The organism is Paenirhizobium daejeonense, assembly GCF_014280875.1.
GTDB classification, from domain to species: Bacteria; Pseudomonadota; Alphaproteobacteria; order Rhizobiales; family Rhizobiaceae; genus Allorhizobium; species Allorhizobium daejeonense.
Map to the genome: position 1 here is coordinate 111,951 of NZ_JACLAL010000008.1, position 21,030 is coordinate 132,980.

The window sequence follows — 21,030 nt, forward strand, 5'->3', positions numbered from 1 at the left end:
CAGATATAAGTGATCAGAATTTCTCTCGACGTGATGGGAGGCGACTTCGGCCCTGAAGTCGTCATTCCTGGAGCTGCCAAGGCGCTGGAACGGCATCCCGACACTACGTTCATTCTTTTCGGACAGCAGGAACGCTGCCTGCCTCTTTTGGCGCAATATCCCAAGCTCAAGGAAAAGTCCGTCTTCCATCACTGCGAAGTGGCGGTCGGCATGGATGAAAAGCCGAGCCAGGCGCTTCGCCGTGGCCGCTACGTCTCCAGCATGTGGCGTTCCATCGAGGCGGTGAAGACCGGCCAGGCTGATGTCGTCGTTTCCGCCGGCAATACCGGTGCCCTGATGGCCATGGCGAAATTCTGCCTCCGCACGATGGCTTCCATCGAGCGTCCGGCAATTGCGGCCATCTGGCCGACACTTTCCGGTGAAAGCATCGTGCTCGACGTCGGCGCCACGATCGGCGCGGATGCTCAGCAGCTTCTCGACTTTGCGCTGATGGGTGGAGCCATGGCTCGCGCGCTTTTCGAACTGGAGCGTCCGTCCGTCGGTCTGCTCAATGTCGGCGTGGAAGAGATCAAGGGACAGGAAGAAGTCAAGGAAGCTGGGCGTCTGATCCGCGAGGCGGGCCTTGATACCATTGACTATTTCGGGTTCGTAGAAGGCGACGATCTCGGCAAGGGAACGGTGGACGTGGTTGTGACCGAAGGCTTCACCGGCAACATAGCCCTGAAGACCGCAGAAGGCACCGCCCGCCAGATTGCGGAATATCTGCGTTCGGCGATGTCGCGAACCCTGCTTGCCAAGCTCGGCTATCTCCTTGCAAAGGGCGCTTTCGATCGCTTGCGCGAAAAGATGGACCCACGCAAGGTGAATGGCGGTGTTTTCCTGGGTTTGAACGGTATCGTCATCAAGAGTCATGGCGGGACGGACTCCGAAGGCTTTGCGGCGGCAATCGACGTCGGTTATGACATGGCCCGCAATGGCCTGACGCAGAAGATAGAAAACGATCTGAAGAAATATCATGCCCGGCACCCCTCTGCGGCCGGTCCCGAAGCGGCATGATCCCAGGGGTAGGAAACTAATATGATCCGTGCAGTTGTTCGCGGCTTCGGAGCGTCGCTTCCGAAGCGGGTGATGACCAATCGCGAATTGGAAGATCTTGTCGAAACCTCCGATGAATGGATCGTGCAGCGCACGGGCATTCATCAGCGCTATATTGCCGGAGAAGGTGAGACGACCGCATCGCTAGGGGCCGCCGCCGCGAAGGCTGCTCTGGATAATGCCGGTCTTACCGCATCCGATATCGACCTGATTATCTGTGCGACTTCCACCCCGGACAACACCTTCCCGGCGACTGCAGTCAATATCCAGAACCGGCTCGGCATCCATCACGGCTTTGCCTTCGACGTTCAGGCCGTCTGTTCGGGCTTCGTCTATGCCATGGCGACGGCGGATCTCTATATTCGTGGCGGTATGGCCAAGCGAGTTCTGGTGATCGGCGCGGAAACCTTCTCCCGCATCCTCGACTGGACGGACCGCACCACCTGCGTGCTCTTCGGGGACGGTGCTGGCGCGCTGGTCCTCGAAGCAGCGGAAGGGGAGGGAACCACCGATGATCGTGGTGTCTTGACCTCGCAGCTCCGTTCGGATGGCACGCACAAGGAAAAGCTCTATGTCGATGGTGGTCCCTCGACCACTGGAACGGTCGGTCATCTCCGTATGGAGGGACGTGAGGTGTTTAAGCACGCGGTCGGCATGATTACCGACGTCATCGAGGCGGCATTCGACGCCACCGGGACCTCTGCTGACGATATCGACTGGCTGGTGCCGCATCAGGCCAACCGTCGTATCATTGATGGCTCGGCGAAGAAGCTCGGCATTCCCTCGGAAAAGGTGGTCATTACCGTCGATGTGCACGGCAATACCTCGGCAGCCTCGATTCCGCTGGCGCTTGCGGTCGCCGCCGGTGATGGCCGCATCAAGAAGGGCGATCTCGTCATGCTCGAAGCGATGGGCGGCGGGTTTACCTGGGGCGCCGTCCTGTTGCGCTGGTAAGCGCGAGATTCGAAATAAAGGATTTCATACAAGCGCTTGACCGTCACGCCCAAGGGCAATACTCTCACAGCGCTTCAACAAGATCATTGATTTATGCGGGCGGGACCACATGGCCGGAAAGACAGTGACGCGAGCGGATTTGGCGGAATCGGTCTTTCGCAAAGTTGGCCTCTCACGCACCGAATCGGCGGAGCTCGTCGAGACCGTGATCGACGAGATTTGCAACGCTATCGTGCGTGGCGAGACCGTTAAGCTTTCCTCCTTCGCAACCTTCCAGGTGCGGAGCAAGAATGAGCGAATCGGCCGTAACCCAAAGACCGGCGAAGAAGTCCCGATTTCTCCGCGACGGGTCATGACATTCAAGGCTTCCAACGTTCTCAAGCAGCGGATTTTGCGTTCTCATCTGTCGCGCAAGGCCAAGCAGAAGCCTCAGAACCCCGCTTCCTGACGGCGTGCTGCGCTGGTCTCATGAGGATTACCCCTAATAGGGTGCTTGAATTTATCGCTGCAAATCGTTGAAATGAGTGGAGAGTCGCGTAGACGCGCGAGCCATGGAGCGTGAACATGCAGTTGGATAAGAGCCCGGACGCCTTCCGCACGATCAGTGAAGTTGCCGAAGATCTCGACCTTCCGCAGCATGTCCTGCGCTTCTGGGAGACGCGTTTTCCGCAGATCAAGCCTATGAAGCGTGGTGGTGGCCGGCGCTATTACCGGCCTGATGATATCGAGCTTCTTAAGGGCATCCGACATTTGCTTTACGATCAGGGCTACACCATCAAGGGTGTTCAGAAGCTCCTGAAGACCAACGGTAACAAGTTCGTGATGGCGGTGGCGACCGGCGATCATGCCACCATGGAAGCGCTGATTGCGGCCAATTCTCAGAAATCGGACGAGCCGAAGCTTGGGCCATCGGATGAGGATCAGGTCGTCGGGCGTCCCAAGGCGAGAGTCAGCGGGCGCTTCTTCGGATTCGGTGGCGGTGAGGACGACATGCCTGAAATCTCCGTCGGCAAGAGCTCGGTGGGCAAGGAAGACCGTGCCTTGCTGCAGGAGGCTCTTTTCGATCTTCTCGAATGCAAGCGCCTCCTTGATCAGGTTCGCTGAATCCTGCGCTCTTTCCACATCAGAAATCGTATTCTCCGTCGTCTGTCAGAGCCAGCGCCAACGCTTGGGATTGTCGGCTGACTCGATCATCAACCAGCGGAGATCAACCTTGTTTACCGGCTTGATCTCGTCATTTCTGTTATCCAGCACAAGATCGGCCTTTGGCGTCTTCACGATGACCACGACATGCGCTTCGCCGCTGGGTGTCGTCGCCATGGCAAGCCGGATGGAGCGGGGAGGCAGCCCGCGGTCGATCAGTTTCTTTCGCTTCGTTACCGCGTAATCCTCGCAGTCTCCGGATTTCGGCGAAAGGCGCCAGGTGTCGTTTCCCTTGGTATCCGAGCCCGGCAGTATTGCCTGATTGACGCTGGTATTGACCGCCTTGAGAGCACGCTCCACCTTTCTGTTCAACTGGGTTCGGCTTGCGCCACCTTTCGGGCGGCACTCGCGTGGTGCGTTCACGCAAAGCCTTACAAAGGCATAGGGTGCGATAGTCGCCATTTTTTCATCGAGAAACGGCGCCGCCGGGCGGCCCCCGGCTTGAGTTTCGCTGGCTGACCACGAGAAGAACATCGCGACAGCGGCGACAAGGATGCAGATGGTCATGAGAGGCATCTCACGGCTCCATGGCTGATTGCTTGCGCTGCACGAACGACACGGGATGCACACGGATACGCATGCCCGATTGATTCTAACCCTTAATCTTGGTCAATGTTCCGCGGAGAGGGGAGAGTGTTGGCAGGAATTCTGCTGACTGTCAAAATCCTGACGGTATATGTGATGGATGGCAGGCGGTTTTCTGGGTGAGGTACAGTGTACGCTTCGCTATGTGTCGCCCGTAGAATCGATCCTCCTTCACGTCGCATTTGAAGGAAAGTTCGCGAAGAAGACGGCGGGTTGATCCCGCCGTCTCATAGTTTTGTCAGGCATGGATGCCCACGCTGTAGGTGCCGTCTTCGGCAACGCTGAGCGTTGGGGAGCCGGCAGGCAAGTCATCGGCATCGCCATCGTTGATTTCGGTGCCGGAGGCGGTTTCGTCACCATCTGGACCGTTGCCAGACGCATTGGAGAGGATCACGTCGCCCAGGCCGGGAAAGGATACAGCGGCGGACGATACGCCGACGCCTGCGAGTGCGTCGGGCTTCGTCACTGGTCCGCTGGGGGGCTGGGACGTTGTCCGTGTCTGGGGAACTTGGTAGGCTGCTGAACTTTCGAGGGATTGAATTGACAGCATTGTCACTTACACCTTGACCAGCCTCGGCCTCATGCGGTCGGTTGGTACTTCACAAGCGCGACGAGTTCATCTCTTCGCAAGCTGTCAGCATCGTCTCTGCCACGGCACAGGCAGGCCGGGGGCAGTCGTCACGCCGTTTATCGGCAGGCAGTCTGAACGGTGCTAGCTGACAAAAGGCTGACCATATGCGCTTGATAGGAAATAACTCAGTCGGTCGTTTGCTTGGGAGGTTTCGAATTTGCACGGAAAACTGTTTTTCCGCTTGCGCTTGGCTTCCTGAACGACTATCTGGGACGGGCCTTAACGGCAGGTCGGGGCGTAGCGCAGCCCGGTAGCGCACTTGACTGGGGGTCAAGGGGTCGTGGGTTCGAATCCCGCCGCCCCGACCATTAAATTCTTGATTTCCCAGCAAATTATTCGTCGGTTCCGGATCTTTCCGGAATTGTGGCGCGTCGGAGCTACGGTTCTCTCTAAAATTTTCCTGATTCTGCCCTATCATTGCTGCGTTGCAGCATTATATGGGCTATGTCCGCTGCTGGAGGAGCGTGAGCGCGTCGTACCCGAAGTAGCGGAGTGCGGCCTGTTCCGGATCCGTGGCGGGCTTTCCCGTGGGAGTGAGAGCCGAACAATCGAACGGAAACTGCATTTCCATGCGTATGAAAATTCCCGTGCCGTTTTCCTACATAACGGCCCAGCAAAAGAAGTGGCAAAAGCGTTTGACCCGCGCCGCGGAGGTCATCACGCCTGTCGCACCTGCAAGTCCCAGACTTCGTGGTCCTCGCCCACATCTAACTGAGATCAGCGGCTTCGGCACGAATCCCGGGCATCTGCGTATGATGGAATATGTGCCGCCCAAGGGACAGACCAAGCCGGCGCTGATGGTCGTCTTGCACGGATGTCTTCAAACGGCCGAGGACTTCGACAAGGGCAGCAACTGGAGCATGCTTGCGAGAGAAGGCGGCTTCGTCCTGCTTTACCCCGAGCAGCGCCAGTCTAACAATCCGAACCTCTGCTTCAACTGGTTCCGGCCCAGCGCGGTGGCGCGCGACCGCGGCGAGTTGATGTCGATCCGCCAGATGATCGAGAACGTCTGCGAGCGGCACGGAATCGATCGCGACCGCATCTTCCTGCAGGGATTGTCTGCCGGCGGCGGCATGGCTTCCGCCCTGCTTGCCACCTATCCCGATCTCTTCGCTGCTGGCCAGATCGTTGCAGGTTTGCCCTTCGGCTCCGCCCGCGACGCGATGACCGCTCTGTCCGTTATGAAATCGGGCGCAAACCGCACACCGCAGGAATGGGGGGACCTTGTGCGCGCGGTCTCACCCGAAATTAACTGGCGTCCGACGATATCCATCTGGCACGGCACCGCCGACCGCGTCGTCTCAACCGCCAACGCCCGCGCTACGCTGATGCAGTGGCTTGATCTCTACGGGCTTCGGGAGGATGACGGTAGAGATGTCGATATTGAAGGAAACGCAGCCCGCGTCTGGTTCGACGAGTCGGGCCGACCGCTGATCGAATTTTGCCTCGTCGACGGCATGGAGCATGGGCTGCCCGTTCTGAAGAAGCCACGAAGGAAGCCGGGGGAGGGCGGAGCGCCCTTCATGCTTGAAGGGCGGCTAAGCGCGCCGCTGCACATGGCACGCACATTCATGGCAAGCGTCTGATTATCGGACTGGCGGGCAGGCGCGCTTTATCCGAAACCCTGCCCGGTCGGAGGCTTATTGGGGAAGGGATGAACGCGGGAGCCTCAGTTCTCTTCTATCGACACGCCGCCGCGGCCAATGTTGAGTTCGATACCCTTTGGCTTGGTCTCTTCTTGATAGACGTAATATCCGAGGCCGATGACGACCACGGCAAGTGCACCGATGATGAGATAGAGACCATTATTCCGGTTCATGACTGCTCCTGATCTGTTTCAACAGGGCAGTAATCCGGAGGGAAGCAATTTGTTCCGTTCAGTCGTCATTCGCGGCGTTGAGGTCTTCCGGACGTACTCCGTCATCTTCCTCATCGCGCTCCGCGAAGCGCACGCCGGCGCCACCGGGCGGGCTGTCACCATCGCTAATGAAGAGGATGCCGCAGGCCTGTAAAGCCAGTTTCAATGCATGAAGCGTCGACGGATCGATATTGGCCTGTTCTTCCGCCTCTGTCTGAATGATCAGGAATGCGGAAATACCACTCTTTGCCGAAAGCTGGTCGACGGTGATACCGAGAAGCGCCCGCGCGGCGCGGATTTGAGCAGGTGTAGCCATAAGAGCAATATGGCGAAATCGGGCTCGAAATCAATCCGGTCGAACCCGGGTCAGTTCAGGACTTCGGAGTAAATCGCAAGCGTCTTGTCGATCATTGTCTCCATTCCGAAAGAATGGCGACGGTTGCAGGCATTGCCGGAGAAGCGGGTGCGTGTTGCTTCATCCGCAAGCCTTTGCATCGCCTCCGCTAGCGATGAAGGGGCATCATTGTTAGCAAGGATGATGCCGTTCTCATCGGGCGTAACGACATTGCGCGCTCCGCCGACATCGGTGACGATCATCGGCAATCCGCTCGCCGCCGCTTCCAGCATCACGTAAGACATCGCTTCATAGCGGCTGGGCATCACCAGCACGTCGAACGCCTGCATGGCTTCAGCGCCCGTTATATCCGCAGTGATGGTGATCCGATCTGCAAGATTGGCGGTCTCAACCTGCAGGCGGATCGCCTGTTCCAGTTCGCCATGTCCCACCATCAGCAGGCGTGCGGCAGGTAGATTTTGGGCTATATCTGCAAACGCGGCAATCAGCCTTTCCGGCGCTTTCTGTGCAGAAAGGCGGCCGACGAAACCGAAGATGATAGCGTGTTCCGGCAGGCCGAAACGCCTGCGGATCGTCGGGCCGTTTCCCCGCGGCATTTCCCCCACGCCATTGACGACGACACGGAGCAATTCCGCCGGAATGCCGAGCGTCAGCGCATGCTCGTATTCACTCTGCGAGACGCAGATCAGCCGGTCGGTGAAGAAGCGGCCGAGCAGGGTTTCCACCTTACCGAAGAGCAGGCGGCCTTTGGCTCCGAGCGTCGGATCCATCGTGCGGAAGGCGTGAGGCGTATAGATACGCGGTACATGCGGGCCCGGGAGACGGATGCGCGTCAACGCGCCGGCCTTGGAGCTATGGCCGTGGATAATGTCGAACGGACCTTCCGCACGCACAACTTGAGCCAATGCTTGCCATGCGGATGCATCGGCAGGACCGACAGCCCGTTGCATGGGGAGGGCGATGACCTTCCGGAGATCGAGGGCCTTGAGTTCCTCAACGAAGCGTTCCTCCGCCCGCACAGGCGAGTAGACCGCGGTCACTGCGTGACCGTGAGCTTTCAATCCGCCGCAGAGATCGACGAAATGGCGGCCGGAGCCGCCGCCGCTTGGTTCCAGAACCTGGAGGATGTGCAAAGGGACGTTCGCGTCGGACTTGGTCATGTCGGTATGGATCGTCGTTGCGCCCGCTGGTAGCGCCATTCGAGCGCGCCGCAGCCCCATACGATGCCCAGCAGCATGTAGAAGTGCCGCCAGTGGTCTGTATCGATAACGTTGCCGATAATCATGTGACCGAGGACGACGATCCAGGAAATCATCAGATAGGGCTGCCACGGGCGATTGCGCAGCAGGTAGCGGAAGCCGATGGTGACCGTCCATGCCATCATCGAGATATAGGAAATGAATCCGAGCCAGCCGTAAGTGGTCAGCGATTTCAGCCAGATATTATGCTCGTCTTCGGGAAAGATCTTGCTGAATACCATTGGTCCTATGCCGAGCGGCTGTTCCATGGCGTTCAGGAAGCCGATGCGGTGACGGGCGAAACGGCCGAGATGGCCGCCGTCATAATCCTTCACCAAGGTCGTACGGTCGAGAAACAGATTGCGGACCTGCTCGAACTGTAGTGCCACCGTAACGGCGACGACCAACAATACGACGGCTGCGAGCGACAGCAGCAGGATCTTCAGCCGGAAGGCCCCTGTGCGCTCTTTGAGCAGCAGAATCAGCACCAGAGCGATGGCGGAAAAGAGAAAGAGCGCCCATGCCGCGCGCGAGAATGACAGGAAGACGCCGAGCGCAATGATCAGCAGACCGGCGATCTTGAAGGGTGCGCCGGAAAGCCGCCCGGTCAGGAGGCCATGGATCAGGTAGAGTGAAGGTGCGATCAGGAAAGGACCAAAGACATTTGGGTCCTGAAATGCGCCCATGGCGCGGTCATAGCGGGTGAAGGCTTCCGCGCCCGGAAAGGCATGGAAATAGCCGAGTATGCCGAGGAGTGCGGTGATCACGGCCGCAGCCACCCAGGCGCGGAAGATAAGCCTCAGCCGCCGGTAGTCATCCTCGATGATCGCCGCATAAAACACCGAGGTCAGCGCCAGAAAGGTGGAGACCGCGAGATACATCGGCCCCTCGGCCAGATCCCGCATGACCGTGAGCGAGAGAATGCCGCCGATATTGAAGACCAGCAGGAACACCAGTAGCGGTGCGACTGCGCGGGAGATCTTCAGTCCGAGCAGGAACCAGATCGCGACCTGGACCACGAGTACCAGTTCATAGGGGGCGGGTTCGGAAATGACGAAGCCGGACAGGAAAACGCCGAAGGCGACCATCGCGGAACCGATGATCGCCAGTGCCGCGCGCTGCGGCCTGAAAACGACGGGAGCCTGAACCTCGATCGTACTCAATAGGCGTTTTCCGTGTTCAGCAGCCGGATAGGTGTCAGGAACAGGATCTTGAGATCGAAGAGTAGCGACCAGTTCTCGATGTAGAAGAGGTCGTAAGCTGTCCGGTACTTGATCTTGTCGTCGCTGTCGATTTCACCGCGCCATCCGTTGATCTGCGCCCAGCCGGTCACGCCGGGCTTGACGCGGTGGCGAGCGAAATAGCCGTCAACGACTTCCGCATAAACCCGGTCATGGGTCGCGGCGGACACAGCATGCGGGCGAGGGCCGACAAGCGAGAGGTCGCCACGCAGCACATTGAACAGCTGCGGCAATTCATCGATCGACGACTTGCGGATGAAGCGCCCGACCTTGGTGACCCGAGGATCACCCTTGGTAACTGCCTTGCGTGCCGACGGATCGCTCATCTCTGTGTACATCGAGCGAAATTTCAGGACGTTGATGACCTCATTGTTGAAGCCATGGCGCTTCTGCATGAAGAAGACCGGGCCCTTGGAGTTCAGCTTGATCGCGATGGCGGTGCCGATGAAGACCGGCCACAGGAGCGAGAGAGCCAAGAGGCTGAAGAATATGTCGAAGATGCGCTTTGCCACCGAGTCCCAGTCGCGGATCGGCTTGTCGAGAATATCGAGCATCGGCACTGCGCCGACATGAGAATAGGAGCGCGGACGAAAACGCAGGCTGTTGGAGTGGGCCGCGAGCCGCACGTCGGTCGGCAGAACCCAGAGCATCTTGAGAAGCTGCAGGATGCGCGCCTCGGCGCTGAGCGGCAGCGAGATGATCAGCATGTCGATGCGGGCGAGACGGGCGAATTCGACGAGTTCGGCAACAGTGCCGAGCTTGGGGTAGCCGGCGACCACATCGGGCGAGCGACCGGAGCCGCGGTCATCGAAGATCCCGCAGATGCGGATATCGTTTTCCGGCTGCTGTTCCAGCGCACGGATAAGATCCTTGGCGGGCTGACCGCCACCGACGATGACTGCGCGACGTTCCATCACGCCATTGCGCCCCCAGCGGCGAATGGCGAAGCCGACGAGATTGCGTTCGACGAACAGGAAGGCAAGGCCGCTGCCGTACCAGATGACAAACCAATCCCGGAAGTCGAGACCGTTATCGATGAAAACGAAGAGTGAAAGCGCAACAAGTGCCAGCGCCACGGTCAATGCGCCGAAATAGCGCCCCGTGGAGCGTAACGGCGTCCGCAGCGACGAAATGTGATAGCAATCGGCCGCTTGTAGCAACAGCAGGGCAACACCCGATCCGATCAGACTGATAGCCAGTACGCCAATGAAATGTTCTGCCGGATTGACGGAGATGAAGTAGTGGATGCCAAGGCCGAAGGCGAGCAGGCAGAGGAACTCCAGAAGTCTGAGCTGACCGGTGATTATCGTCGGAGAATAGCTGGATTCCTGAAACTGCCCGGCAATCTGGCGGGCCAGTGGATTGATCTCCACGATATCCGCCGCGCCGGGCTTGGCATCGCCCATGGCGGCGTTTTCCGAGATCTTCTTTCGCAGCGCGTCAACGTCGAACTGCTCGGGCTTTTCCATCTGGTTCATTTGAGGATCTCACCTTTTGTGGCCGAAGCCTAAGGGAAAGGTCCTAAGAAACGTTTGATCGGATAGAGAAAAACCGATGCAATGGCGAAATATCCGTCGTGTTTTGATACAGTTACACCGGTTGTTCCCGCCATCCACGATTTGACGGAAATCAAAGTCTTGCGGGAGGGACCGTGCGATGGAAGACTTCTTTGCCGATGGCTTTGCGAAGGGCGCTCCCGCATGGAAAAGAAACACGTTTTCAACCTCAGCTATTTTCTTTTTGCCTTCTCGCTGTTGCTTCTGTTCCAGGCCTGGATGGGTTACCGCGACTACGCGCAGCTCACCTACACGGAGATGCTGGATGCGGTGAATCAGGGCAAGGTTGCCTCCGTCACGCTCACCGAGACGACGGTGCAGGGCGAGTACAAGGAGCCGCAGGACGGCCGCAAATATTTCTTAGCAAACCGGGTTGATCCGGCCTTTGCCGAGGTCTTCGAAAAGGCCGGTGTGAAGATCAGCGGAGCAAGCGACAGCAACTGGCTTACGACGATCCTGTCATGGGTCCTGCCGGTCGTCATCTTCTTCGCCCTTTGGTCTTTCTTCTTCCGCGGAATTGCCGAGCGCCAGGGAATGGGCGGCCTGATTAATATCGGAAAGTCGCGGGCCAAGATTTATCTCGAGCGCAAGACGGGCGTGACCTTCGACGATGTCGCCGGCATCGACGAGGCGAAGGCAGAGCTGGAGGAGATCGTTTCCTTTCTCAAGGACAAGGATCGCTATGGCCGGCTGGGGGCGCGTATTCCGAAGGGCATCCTGCTTGTTGGTCCGCCCGGCACCGGCAAGACGCTGATGGCGCGCGCAGTGGCCGGCGAGGCGGGCGTTCCCTTCTTCTCCATTTCGGGTTCCGAGTTCGTCGAGATGTTCGTCGGCGTCGGCGCCGCCCGCGTACGCGACCTGTTCGAACAGGCCAGAGCCGCAGCCCCTTGCATCATATTTATCGATGAACTCGACGCGCTCGGTCGTGCACGCAATTCGTTCGGCGGTTTCGGGGGCAATGACGAAAAGGAACAGACGCTCAATCAGTTGCTGGCTGAACTCGACGGTTTCGACCCGCGCGTCGGTATCGTGCTGCTTGCCGCAACCAATCGTCCCGAGATTCTCGATCAGGCCCTGATGCGCGCCGGGCGCTTCGACCGGCAGGTGGTGATCGACCGCCCGGACCGAAAGGGCCGCGCGGCGATCCTCGCAGTGCACATGAAGAACGTCGTCATCGACCGTGATGTCGATATCGACGCGATCGCGGGGCTGACGCCGGGTTTCACAGGGGCCGATCTCGCGAACCTGATCAACGAGGCCGCGATCCTTGCCACCCGCCGCAGTGCGGGCAAAGTGGCGATGGAGGATTTCGTCGCAGCGGTTGAGCGGGTGATTGCCGGCACCGAACGGCGCAGCCGTATTCTCAATCCCGAGGAGCGCCGTCGCGTCGCCTATCACGAGATGGGGCATGCGCTGGTCGCGTCTGCGCTCAAGACCGCCGATCCCGTGCAGAAGGTCTCGATCATTCCCCGCTCAATAGGGGCGCTCGGTTACACTCTGCAACGTCCGACCGAGGACCGCTTCCTGATCACCTTCGACGAACTCAAGGAACGCATGGTGGTCCTGCTCGCCGGTCGCGCCGCCGAGGACATCGTCTTCGGAGAGATATCGACCGGCGCTTCCGATGATCTTGCGAAGGTGACGGACATTGCCCGCGAGATCGTCACCCGCTTCGGCATGGATGCCTCAGTTGGACAGGCGGTTCTGGAACCGCAGCGCAACCAGTGGCTGGACGATGGCCAGATGCGCATGCGCCCGAAGGACTACTCCGAGGCCACGGCGCGTGAGGTGGATCTCGCCGTGCGTTCGATGATAGACGATGCCTATCAGCAGGCGAAGCACGTGCTGGAAGGGCGGCGGTCCGAGCTGGAGAGTGGCTCCAGGCTGCTGCTTGAGAAAGAGACCCTGACGCCTGCCGATTATCCGCCGTTGACGCGTAGCAGCGCGCTTGCGAGCGCCCCGGCAGTATGACCGGCGCCGGATGTCAGTTCAGGAATGTCGCGTCGAGACGTTCCCGGTAAAGGCTGGCGATCTGGTCTGCCATGGTGGATGCGGAGAATTTCGCCTTGAAGTCCTCCGGATCCGGCATGGTCGCGGTTCCCCACCCCTGGGTGGTGATGGCCTTCGTCATCACACGAGCCAGATCCTCGGCGTTGCCGGGTTCGACCAGCGCCTCGCTTTCAGTGCCGAGCGCTTCAGGAACTCCGCCGACCCGCGATGCGATGACGGTTTTTCCGGCTCCGAGCGCTTCCAGTACGATGTAGGGCATTGCCTCGGCGCGGGACGGGACGACGACAGTGTCGGACATTGCAAAAGCATCCTTGACCGGCATGGCCGGTAGGAGGCCGATGCGCCGTCCGAGTCCGCGCTGCTGCATCATGGCGTCGTATTTGTCGCGATCCGGTCCGTCACCGATGATGAGGGCACTTAGCGGGTGCCCGACCATGCGTTCCGTACGGGCAAAGGCGTCGATGAAGACATCCGGTCCCTTGAGGTCGCGAAGCATGCCGAGATAGAGAAAGTGGACGCCATCGGAACGGGGCGGTATGCGAACGAAATCCCGATCGCTGATGCCGTTATAGATCATTCGGTCGGCACAGCGCGGCCGTCCGATCTTTCGCACATAGGTCTGGCGTTCGTATTCGCAGACGAAGACGAGTGCGTCCGTCATGCGCTCGAGCAGGCGCTCGGTTGCAAACACCCCCCGGCCTGCCATCGATTTCGGATCGAAATGCAGGCTGCCCCCATGGGGCGAATAGACGCGGGCAACGCTATACTTTTTGACCCGCAAGGCTGAGCCGATGATGCGTGCGACGGCGCCGCCCTTGGCGCCGTGGCCGTGCAACACATTCGGCTGCAAGCTCCTTATTTCCTTGTAACTGGCATGCAATGCCGCAGCATCGCTGAACCCTATCGAACGCTGGATCGGCATGCGTGTCAGGCCCAGCGACAGATACGGCCGGATCTGCTCGAACATCCGGTCTTCGTGCTCGCTGCCGGTTGAACTGTCGCAAAGGATACCGACCTCATGTCCCGCGCGCGCATGCTGTTCAGCAAGGTCACGCACATGGCGGAAGATGCCGCCAATCGGGGACCGGAAACAGTGCACGATGCGTAGGGGGAAGGTTTGCGGCATCGATCAGAAGAGCCGCTCTCTGACGTAGATCGTATCGCCCGCGAGAATGGGGTCGGTGATCGGCACACGGCCGGTCAGGATCTCCCCGTTGATCTTGCGGGTCACATCGACATCACGCTGGTTGGCCCGGGTGGAGAAGCCGCCGGAAACGGCGATCGCATTGAGCACCGTCATGCCGGGAACATAGGCATACTGGCCCGGCTGACCGACTTCGCCCATGACGAAGATGGAGCGATAGCGGTCGATCTCGATGGAGACGTCGGGATCGCGAAGATATCCTTGCCGAAGTTTCTGGGCGATCACGCCTTCGAGCTGGGGCAGAGTCGCGCCGCGTGCCGCCACCTGGCCCACGAGCGGGAAGGCGATATAGCCGGCCTGATCGACGGTGTAGGTGTTGGTCAGGCTTGCCTGTTCGAAGACGGTTATCCGTAGTCTGTCACCGCTGTCGAGGCGGTAGGGCTGTATCGTTGCCTCGTGGAAGACCTTGGGTGCCGGCTTATATGTCGCGCAGCCGCCCAGCACGGCTAGTGCCAGTGCGGCGAGTAGCCAGACCATTCCCTTAACACCTAACGATGACATGCGCGGACGCGCTCCCGGTACAGAATTCGGATAGCTTCGTTATCATTCGATTAGGGTTAACGCGAGGTAAAGAGCGGTATTGATGCGGATGAGAAGAGCCTAAACAATGTCGCTGCAAGATTAAAGTGATTAACGCTTGGGTTACCATGTTCCTTTACCATCCGTCCGGATTTGTACCGGGAGTATGGCATGTCGAGCGTAGGCAACGGGCAACAGGACGTAGATATCGATCTGGCGCAGCTCTTTAGAGCTGTGTGGCAAAGACGTCTGCGCATTCTGGCGGTCACGGCTCTTGCCGGTGGCCTTGCCTTTGTTGGCGCAAATCTCATTGCGCCGAGCTATCGCAGCGAGGCGCGTATTCTCATCGAGCCGAGGCAGCCCAATTATTCCACCACGGACCGGGCGGGAGCTACGTCCGAGCCCGTTCTCGACGAGTTGAACATCGTCAGCCAGGTGCAGCTTCTTCAATCGGTCGACTTGATCAAGCAGGTTGTGCGCGATCTGAAGCTTTACGAACTGGAAGAGTTCGATCCGGATACCAATCCTTCTATTATATCACATCTTCTGGTTCTCCTTGGGCTGAAGAAGAACCCGCTCGATCTGGCGCCCGAGGAGCGGGTGCTCAAGACCTTTCAGGAAAAGCTGCAGGTCTATCAGGTCGAGAAATCGCGTGTCATCGGCATCGAGTTCAACTCCGAAGACCCGAAGCTTGCGGCAGCCATCCCCAATGAGATTGCCAAGGTTTATAGTGCCATTCAGAGCGGCGCCAAGCTCGACAGCAATTCCGAGGCCGCACGCTGGCTGGAGCCGGAAATCGCCAACTTGCGTGAGAAGGTGCAAGAGGCCGAGAAGAAGGTTGCCGACTATCGGGCCTCCGCAGGACTGCTCCCGCTGAGCGAGACCACGACCTTTTCCTCCCAGCAGTTGAGCGATATTTCTGCTGAACTGGCGCGCGTTCGCGGCGAGCGTGCCAATGCCGAGGCGAGGGCGGAAGATGTGCGCGCGGCGTTGAAAGCGGGCCGCTCCACCGAAACGCTCGAAGCCGTTGCCGGCTCGGAAGCTATCCAGCGATTGAAAGGTACCGAGTCCACCATTCGCGCGCAGATCTCCGATCTGTCGACGACGCTGCTCGATGGCCATCCGCAGATGAAGGCTCTCAGGTCTCAGCTTGCCGGCATCCGCGAGCAGATTGCCACCGAATCCGCCAAGGTTGCCGCAAGTCTTGAAAACGCTGCAACCGTCGCCCGCGCACGCGAGACGCAGCTCATCCAGCAGCTTAACACGGTGAAAGCCGAATCCGCTCGCGCTGGCGAGGACGAGGTTGGCCTCAAGGCATTGGAGCGTGAAGCCGCTGCTCAGCGTCAGCTTCTTGAAACCTATCTCGCCCGCTATCGCGAGGCGACCACGCGCATGGCCAAGGATGCGAGCCCGGCGGATGCCCGTCTTGTCTCGCAGGCCGTAGAGCCGAACGAGCCGAACTTTCCCAAAGTTCTGCCGATCACCATAGTCGTGGCGCTTGCCGCTTTCATTCTCAGCGCTATCGTAGTGATGTTGTCGGAGCTGTTCAGCGGCCGGGCGCTTCGTCCTGTTGAGGATGACCTTCCCGCGCAGTTGCCGGCTCGTTTTGAGGCGCCGAGCAACATAGACGATACTGCTCTCGTCGAGCCGGCTAACATGGAGCAAGCCGCTGCCGTTGAAAAAACGGTGATCGCCGAGGAGACGACTGCGTATACCGCCGCTTCCCATACTTCTGTTGGCGTTGCTCGCGAAGAGCTTCCGGCAAGCCTGCTCTCGGTCGCCCCTGACGATGAACTGGCAGAAGAGATGGAACAGGTGCTTGAGCTTGCGGAAGAGGAACCAGCGGACGAATTCTCCATCGAAGCCGTTGCCCGCTATCTCGTGGACGATCAGGTGGGCGTAGCGCTGGTCCTCTCACCTTCTGGTGATGAGGGCTCGACGGCGACGGTGATGCTGGCACGCGAAGTGGCGGAACGGGGCTTGAAAGTCGTACTGATCGATATGACGGGCTCGGCATGTCCGACGTGGTTGATGGCTTCCCGCCGGGATCTTCCCGGCATCACCGACCTCTTGTGCGGCACTGCCCCCTTCTTCGAGGCGATCCACCCGGATCGTCTTTCCGACGCTGACATCGTGCCGCAGGGCAATGCCGATATCCGGCAGGCCATGCGTGGTGCTGACCGCCTCTCGATGATCACAGATGCGCTGTCGGAAGCCTATGATCTGGTGCTGGTGGAATGCGGTCCTGCTGATGTTCAGGGCATTGCGCGTCTGAGCCGGAGTAGCGAACAGGAAATCATCCTGTCGGCGCCCGAGCCGGACATGGAGGAACTAGCTCGAATCATGGAAGCCTTCGAGAAGGTAGGCTACACCGATCTAGTACTTATGACCGGCAAGGCCACCGCTTCGGCACGGCAGGGTAAACGCGCCGCCGCCTGAAAAGGATGGTCCTGAAAGGCTTTAGTCGTCGGTTCCGGTCGCCTGGGCGGGCATGTCGTCTGCATGCGCCCGCAGTCTCTGAATGAACGAATACAGCTGCGGATTGCCCTTGATAACCGCCTTGGTGCGCACCACGCCCCGTTGGGCGAAGGAAGCAACATGACCGGCGGCGCTGATCGGCAGCAGGATGTCATGCTGCACCGTTTCGACCGTACACCAGCGTCGCTTGTATTCCTGATCGCCAAGCCCGAAGTCGAAGAGCGCAGCGCCTTCCTCGCAGGAACGCTCGATCATCAGCCAGAACAGCAATTCGCCCGGGCTTGCCTCCGGCAGCAGGCTTTCGTCGATCGAGCCGAACTGGCAGATCACGTGATCGCCCTTGCGTGACAGGCCTGCGATGGCGGCAATCCGACCTTCATACTGGCCCTTGAGCCGCACGGCATGCAGCTCCAGCGGTGTATCGAGGCTGCTTCCGTCCACTTCCAGAAGCAGGTGAAAGAAGGCCTGTGTCTCGGGCGCCTGAAACGTGTTCGGCAATCCGAGCGCCTTGAAGCGGATAGCCTTCTGTTCGAAGAAGAGATTGAGCAGGGTGCTCTTTTCCCGCGGCGACCGGGCGACGAAATGCTCGAAACCGCCGGTGGCCTCAATCTTGCGAACCTGTCCGCGAAATTTCTTGCGCCGACGCTTGGCGTTCAATTGCCCGATGGTCTTCTGGAAATCCTCCGTCAACGGCAGCTGGAAGGCGTGATTCTGGTTTTCGATGGCTGGGAGCGCTGCAAACGGGCTTTTCTCGCCACGCCATTCCAGCGGGATGTTTTGCAGGTTGACGAGATCGGCCTTGCCGGTGAGTAGCCCGGTAATCGCTTGCGATATCTGCGTAGCCTCAGCGGCGTTGGATTCCGCACGGAAATCAGCGGAAAAGAGGCCGCTGTTGATGTTGTTGTATCGCGCGGCGATAAATTGCGCGGACCGCACCATGCTGGCGCGGACGATTTCCAGGGGCAGGATGAAGGCCGTCTTGCCGCCACGCTTGCCCCGGATGATGGCAAGCGGATTGCGATGGGTCTTTGCCCATGCGAGGCACCAGTCATAGCTCTGGTGAAGTGAGTTGATCGGATCGGCTTCAAGCGCGCGCCATTCCTTTTCCAGCGGCGCCATGCTCTCGTGCAAAGTGATGTCGAGGGCGCTGCTGGCAACCGTCATGCCGGCGTGCGGAAACTCCACATGCTGCGTGTGGCTCAAGCGGTCTATGGCCGCAAGGCTTGGAAATTCCACCGGCGATATCTGCACAACACTCTCCCGTCCGACGAGACTGTGGGGAGACTAGCCCAGGCGTGCAGAGAAACGGTTAGCGAACAGGCTTCGTCGCAGTTTTTCCGCCGAGTGCGGTTATCGGTCGGTTAACCGCCTCGCTTTCCATCATTTGCGGACGGGGCCGGCCATCCACTTGATGATGAACATGGCCGGCAGGATCCACAGCAGGCCGGACAGCAGAAAGTAGAGGAGATGCACCCACCACGGCGAAGTCGCGAGCAGGCTCGAGGCGATGGTGGTCGCGAGGATCGCATAGGCGACGACGAGGATGATGATGAGGATCGTGCCAATGAACGAGCGCAAACGGGCGGGCATCGTCTATCCTTCTTGTCTTCTTGCCAACGGGCCTATTTCGAGCAGGCGTGAATGCCCACCAGCGGGCAGAGGTCTTGTTTTGCATGGCCAAGTGATGCAAATCAACAGCATAAACGAGGATGGCAGAATGACTGACGCGGCAAGCACCACCGAGATCCAGGTTCGTCAGGCAATGGAGCGTAGCGGACGCAATCGACGCTCGATCCGCATATGGCTTGGCGTCGTGCTGGTCACGCTTTTCTGTCTCGTGCTGGTGGGGGGCGCCACGCGGCTGACCGGCTCCGGCCTTTCCATCACCGAATGGAAACCCATTCATGGCGTCATCCCCCCGCTTTCGGCCGAGGAATGGCAGGAGGAATTCGCGCTCTACCAGCGTATTCCGCAGTACCAGCAGATCAACAAGGGCATGACGGTCGACGAGTTCAAGTCGATCTTCTGGTGGGAATGGGCGCATCGCCTGCTGGCCCGCAGCATCGGCGTGATCTTCGCTCTGCCGCTTCTTTACTTCTGGCTGACGGGCAAGGTCGAGCGCCGTCTGCGCTGGCCGCTGGTCGGGTTGTTGGCTCTCGGCGGTTTTCAGGGTTTCATCGGCTGGTGGATGGTGTCATCGGGGCTGAGCAAGCTTACGAGCGTTTCCCAGTATCGCCTCGCAACACATCTCGTGATTGCCTGTCTGATCTTTGCCGCCTGCATGTGGATCATGCGCGGTCTGTCGCCGCATAGTGGGGATGCTCCCCCGACTGCGACATCACGTCGCTGGGCAGGAATGCTGGCATTCCTCGCCCTGTTCCAGATCTATCTCGGAGCTCTTGTCGCCGGCTTGGACGCAGGCCTTGCCTACAATACCTGGCCTCTGATGGACGGAGCGGTCGTTCCCTCCGATCTCTTCATCCAGCAACCCTGGTGGATCAATCTGTTCGAAAATCCCAAGACGGTTCAGTACGTCCACCGCCTCGGTGCCTATCTGCTTCTGGCTGTCGCGCTGTGGCACATGATCCAGTCGTTGAGGGCCGCACCCCAGACGACCCACTCCCGTCGCAGCGTCGTGCTCTTCGCCCTGATCATGATCCAGGCGGCTATTGGCATCACCACGCTGCTCCTGCAGGTGCCGTTCGACGCCGCCCTTGCCCATCAGGGCGGAGCCCTCATCGTCCTCGGTTTCGCCATCGCCCACTGGCGCGGGTTTTACGGAGAATACGCGCCAGAGACGGCGGTCGTCCTGCGCCGCTGAGTTTTACCACCCCATTCCCAATCCCACCGGAGGGCGGGCGGATAAAATTCCGCCCGCCTTTTTCGTCGCCGCTTTTCCTGCTTGACGTTTCCCGCAGTTAATGTCACTCATGATGACATGAATACATTGAAAGTGACAAAATACGAAAGCCCGTTGCGGGCGGAGCAGGCTCAGGCCACCCGCGAAAAAATTCTCGCGGGCGTGCGAACAATGCTGGAAGCCGATCCCGCCAATGCGCTCGGGTTCGACGAACTGGCGGAGGTGAGCGGTGTGAACCGCCGCACCATCTTCCGACATTTTCCGACCAAGGAGGACCTGTTGTCGGCTTTCTGGCAAAGCGCCAACGCCTCGCTCGGCGTGCGCTTCTGGCCGGAAAGCGAGCAGGATCTGGTGGAGTTGCCGCCGGAACTCTTCGCGTCGCTCGACGGTATCGAGGGCATCGTGCGCGCCTCCCATGCGAGCGGCGCCGGCCGGCAGATGCGTCTGCAGGCGAATGGCGAGCGGCAAGCGGCGTTCCGCAAAAGTCTCTCGGATGTGACGGACAATCTGGACCCCAAACGGGCAAGGCAGCTCGAAGCGACGGTCCAGATTCTTTTCAGCGCCACCGCTTGGCAGACCATGAAGGATTACTGGGGGCTGTCGGGAAGGGAGGCTGGAAAAGCGGCCGCATGGGCGATCGGCGCCCTGCTCGATGCGGCAAGACGGGAAGGGCGCCTGTTGAAGGACGAACAGTTGGAGGAAGATGGGAATGAATGACAATTTTTCAGCAAAAGTGCATCCGGCCGCAAGCGCCGGAAAGATGTGGGTGATGGGCGATGAGGTGATGAAGCGCGGCAGGCTGGAAGGTACCGGCTTCAATGTCATCGACGTGGCCGTTCCGCCGGGCAGCGGCACGCCGCCACACAGCCATGCCTCGCCGGAGATCTTTCGCATCCTGCAGGGCACGGTGACGATCTGGGCACTGATCGATGGCAAGCCGACCGAGACCGAGGCCGTACCCGGCGACGTGGTAACCATTCCGGCCCATGCGCCACACGCCTATCGTAACGCCTCGCAGGTGCCGGCGCTGATGATGTCCGTCGTAGACGACCGGATGATGGAATTTTTCGAGGCTGCTGCCAGCCACGAGCCGCCGGCCGGTCCGCCGACACCCGAGGCGATCGGTCGCATCATGGCTCTCACCGAGACCTACGGCATCCATATTCTGGCAGCGTGACGTCCCGGATCGTTTTCGACAGAAGGCCGGCGGGCCGCCGGCCTTCCGGCAGAAAGCATCATGGCC

General features: G+C 59.7%; 21 protein-coding genes and 1 tRNA gene. 11 read left to right on the forward strand and 11 right to left on the reverse strand.

Going from position 1 to position 21,030, the window contains the following annotated elements:
• Positions 1–9: 9 nt before the first annotated feature.
• The 4 genes from plsX (at position 10) to H4I99_RS19180 (ending at position 3,153) form a co-directional block, all read left to right on the forward strand.
• Positions 10–1,056, forward strand: coding sequence for a phosphate acyltransferase PlsX (gene plsX / locus H4I99_RS19165; protein WP_163904769.1), 1,047 nt, complete (start codon positions 10–12; stop codon positions 1,054–1,056).
• A 21-nt stretch (positions 1,057–1,077) separates the two neighbouring features.
• Positions 1,078–2,049 carry a beta-ketoacyl-ACP synthase III gene (locus H4I99_RS19170; RefSeq protein WP_163904770.1) on the forward strand — a complete coding sequence of 324 codons (972 nt, stop codon included), beginning with the start codon at positions 1,078–1,080 and terminating at the stop codon, positions 2,047–2,049.
• 109 nt (positions 2,050–2,158) lie between these two features.
• Positions 2,159–2,497, forward strand: coding sequence for an integration host factor subunit alpha (locus H4I99_RS19175; RefSeq protein WP_099057427.1), 339 nt, complete (start codon positions 2,159–2,161; stop codon positions 2,495–2,497).
• Between the two features lie 122 nt (positions 2,498–2,619).
• On the forward strand, positions 2,620–3,153 hold the full coding sequence (locus H4I99_RS19180; protein ID WP_163906249.1) for a MerR family transcriptional regulator: 534 nt from the start codon (positions 2,620–2,622) through the stop codon (positions 3,151–3,153).
• Between the two features lie 45 nt (positions 3,154–3,198).
• Here H4I99_RS19180 and H4I99_RS19185 read toward each other — a convergent pair whose 3' ends face one another.
• Together H4I99_RS19185 and H4I99_RS19190 are read right to left on the reverse strand one after the other, a co-directional pair.
• Positions 3,199–3,768, reverse strand: a complete 570-nt coding sequence (locus H4I99_RS19185) for a transglutaminase-like cysteine peptidase (RefSeq protein WP_163904771.1) — start codon at positions 3,766–3,768, stop codon at positions 3,199–3,201.
• Between the two features lie 307 nt (positions 3,769–4,075).
• A complete protein-coding gene (locus H4I99_RS19190; RefSeq protein WP_163904772.1) occupies positions 4,076–4,303 on the reverse strand; it encodes a hypothetical protein in 228 nt (75 codons plus the stop codon).
• A 396-nt stretch (positions 4,304–4,699) separates the two neighbouring features.
• Between H4I99_RS19190 and H4I99_RS19195 the strand changes: the two genes are divergently transcribed.
• Positions 4,700–4,776, forward strand: a tRNA-Pro gene (locus H4I99_RS19195).
• A gap of 261 nt (positions 4,777–5,037) precedes the next feature.
• Entirely contained in the window at positions 5,038–6,054 is a 1,017-nt protein-coding gene (locus H4I99_RS19200; RefSeq protein ID WP_164490811.1) for an extracellular catalytic domain type 1 short-chain-length polyhydroxyalkanoate depolymerase, read from the forward strand.
• A gap of 83 nt (positions 6,055–6,137) precedes the next feature.
• Here the strand turns inward: H4I99_RS19200 and H4I99_RS19205 are convergent, their stop codons facing one another.
• From H4I99_RS19205 to H4I99_RS19225, 5 genes are read right to left on the reverse strand one after another with little or no spacing between them, the layout of a single operon-like run.
• Positions 6,138–6,287, reverse strand: a complete 150-nt coding sequence (locus H4I99_RS19205) for a hypothetical protein (protein ID WP_164490810.1) — start codon at positions 6,285–6,287, stop codon at positions 6,138–6,140.
• Between the two features lie 58 nt (positions 6,288–6,345).
• The gene (locus H4I99_RS19210; protein WP_163904773.1) at positions 6,346–6,642 is read right to left on the reverse strand and encodes a hypothetical protein; all 297 of its coding nucleotides are present in this window, start codon (positions 6,640–6,642) and stop codon (positions 6,346–6,348) included.
• A gap of 50 nt (positions 6,643–6,692) precedes the next feature.
• Positions 6,693–7,880 (reverse strand): glycosyltransferase family 4 protein, encoded by a 1,188-nt coding sequence (locus H4I99_RS19215; RefSeq protein ID WP_244625185.1) that lies wholly within the window; start codon positions 7,878–7,880, stop codon positions 6,693–6,695.
• A complete protein-coding gene (locus tag H4I99_RS19220) occupies positions 7,838–9,082 on the reverse strand; it encodes an O-antigen ligase family protein (RefSeq protein ID WP_163904774.1) in 1,245 nt (414 codons plus the stop codon). The genes H4I99_RS19215 and H4I99_RS19220 overlap by 43 nt, the downstream gene beginning before the upstream one ends.
• On the reverse strand, positions 9,079–10,638 hold the full coding sequence (locus H4I99_RS19225) for an undecaprenyl-phosphate glucose phosphotransferase (RefSeq protein WP_163904775.1): 1,560 nt from the start codon (positions 10,636–10,638) through the stop codon (positions 9,079–9,081). Before H4I99_RS19225 ends, H4I99_RS19220 begins: the two co-directional genes overlap by 4 nt.
• Positions 10,639–10,860: 222 nt before the next feature.
• On the opposite strand from H4I99_RS19225, the gene ftsH reads away from it, so the two are divergent.
• Positions 10,861–12,687: an ATP-dependent zinc metalloprotease FtsH gene (gene ftsH / locus H4I99_RS19230; RefSeq protein WP_163904776.1), complete on the forward strand. Its 1,827-nt coding sequence runs from the start codon at positions 10,861–10,863 to the stop codon at positions 12,685–12,687.
• A gap of 13 nt (positions 12,688–12,700) precedes the next feature.
• On the opposite strand, the gene H4I99_RS19235 is transcribed toward ftsH, so the two are convergent.
• Both H4I99_RS19235 and H4I99_RS19240 read right to left on the reverse strand, forming a co-directional pair.
• Positions 12,701–13,852, reverse strand: a complete 1,152-nt coding sequence (locus H4I99_RS19235; RefSeq protein ID WP_163904777.1) for a glycosyltransferase family 4 protein — start codon at positions 13,850–13,852, stop codon at positions 12,701–12,703.
• Positions 13,853–13,855: 3 nt separating this feature from the next.
• Positions 13,856–14,431, reverse strand: coding sequence for a polysaccharide biosynthesis/export family protein (locus tag H4I99_RS19240; RefSeq protein WP_163904779.1), 576 nt, complete (start codon positions 14,429–14,431; stop codon positions 13,856–13,858).
• 189 nt (positions 14,432–14,620) lie between these two features.
• Between H4I99_RS19240 and H4I99_RS19245 the strand changes: the two genes are divergently transcribed.
• Positions 14,621–16,888: an exopolysaccharide transport family protein gene (locus H4I99_RS19245; RefSeq protein ID WP_163904781.1), complete on the forward strand. Its 2,268-nt coding sequence runs from the start codon at positions 14,621–14,623 to the stop codon at positions 16,886–16,888.
• A gap of 21 nt (positions 16,889–16,909) precedes the next feature.
• Here the strand turns inward: H4I99_RS19245 and H4I99_RS19250 are convergent, their stop codons facing one another.
• Entirely contained in the window at positions 16,910–18,178 is a 1,269-nt protein-coding gene (locus H4I99_RS19250) for a GNAT family N-acetyltransferase (protein WP_246225593.1), read from the reverse strand.
• Between the two features lie 129 nt (positions 18,179–18,307).
• Entirely contained in the window at positions 18,308–18,517 is a 210-nt protein-coding gene (locus tag H4I99_RS19255; protein ID WP_163904783.1) for a DUF2842 domain-containing protein, read from the reverse strand.
• A 127-nt stretch (positions 18,518–18,644) separates the two neighbouring features.
• On the opposite strand from H4I99_RS19255, the gene H4I99_RS19260 reads away from it, so the two are divergent.
• The 3 genes from H4I99_RS19260 (at position 18,645) to H4I99_RS19270 (ending at position 20,964) form a co-directional block, all read left to right on the forward strand.
• Positions 18,645–19,748, forward strand: a complete 1,104-nt coding sequence (locus H4I99_RS19260) for a COX15/CtaA family protein (protein WP_163904785.1) — start codon at positions 18,645–18,647, stop codon at positions 19,746–19,748.
• Between the two features lie 117 nt (positions 19,749–19,865).
• Entirely contained in the window at positions 19,866–20,504 is a 639-nt protein-coding gene (locus tag H4I99_RS19265; protein ID WP_163904787.1) for a TetR/AcrR family transcriptional regulator, read from the forward strand.
• Complete coding sequence (locus H4I99_RS19270) at positions 20,497–20,964, forward strand: cupin domain-containing protein (RefSeq protein ID WP_244625186.1); 468 nt, start codon at positions 20,497–20,499, stop codon at positions 20,962–20,964. The genes H4I99_RS19265 and H4I99_RS19270 overlap by 8 nt, the downstream gene beginning before the upstream one ends.
• The last annotated feature ends 66 nt before the right edge of the window (positions 20,965–21,030 follow it).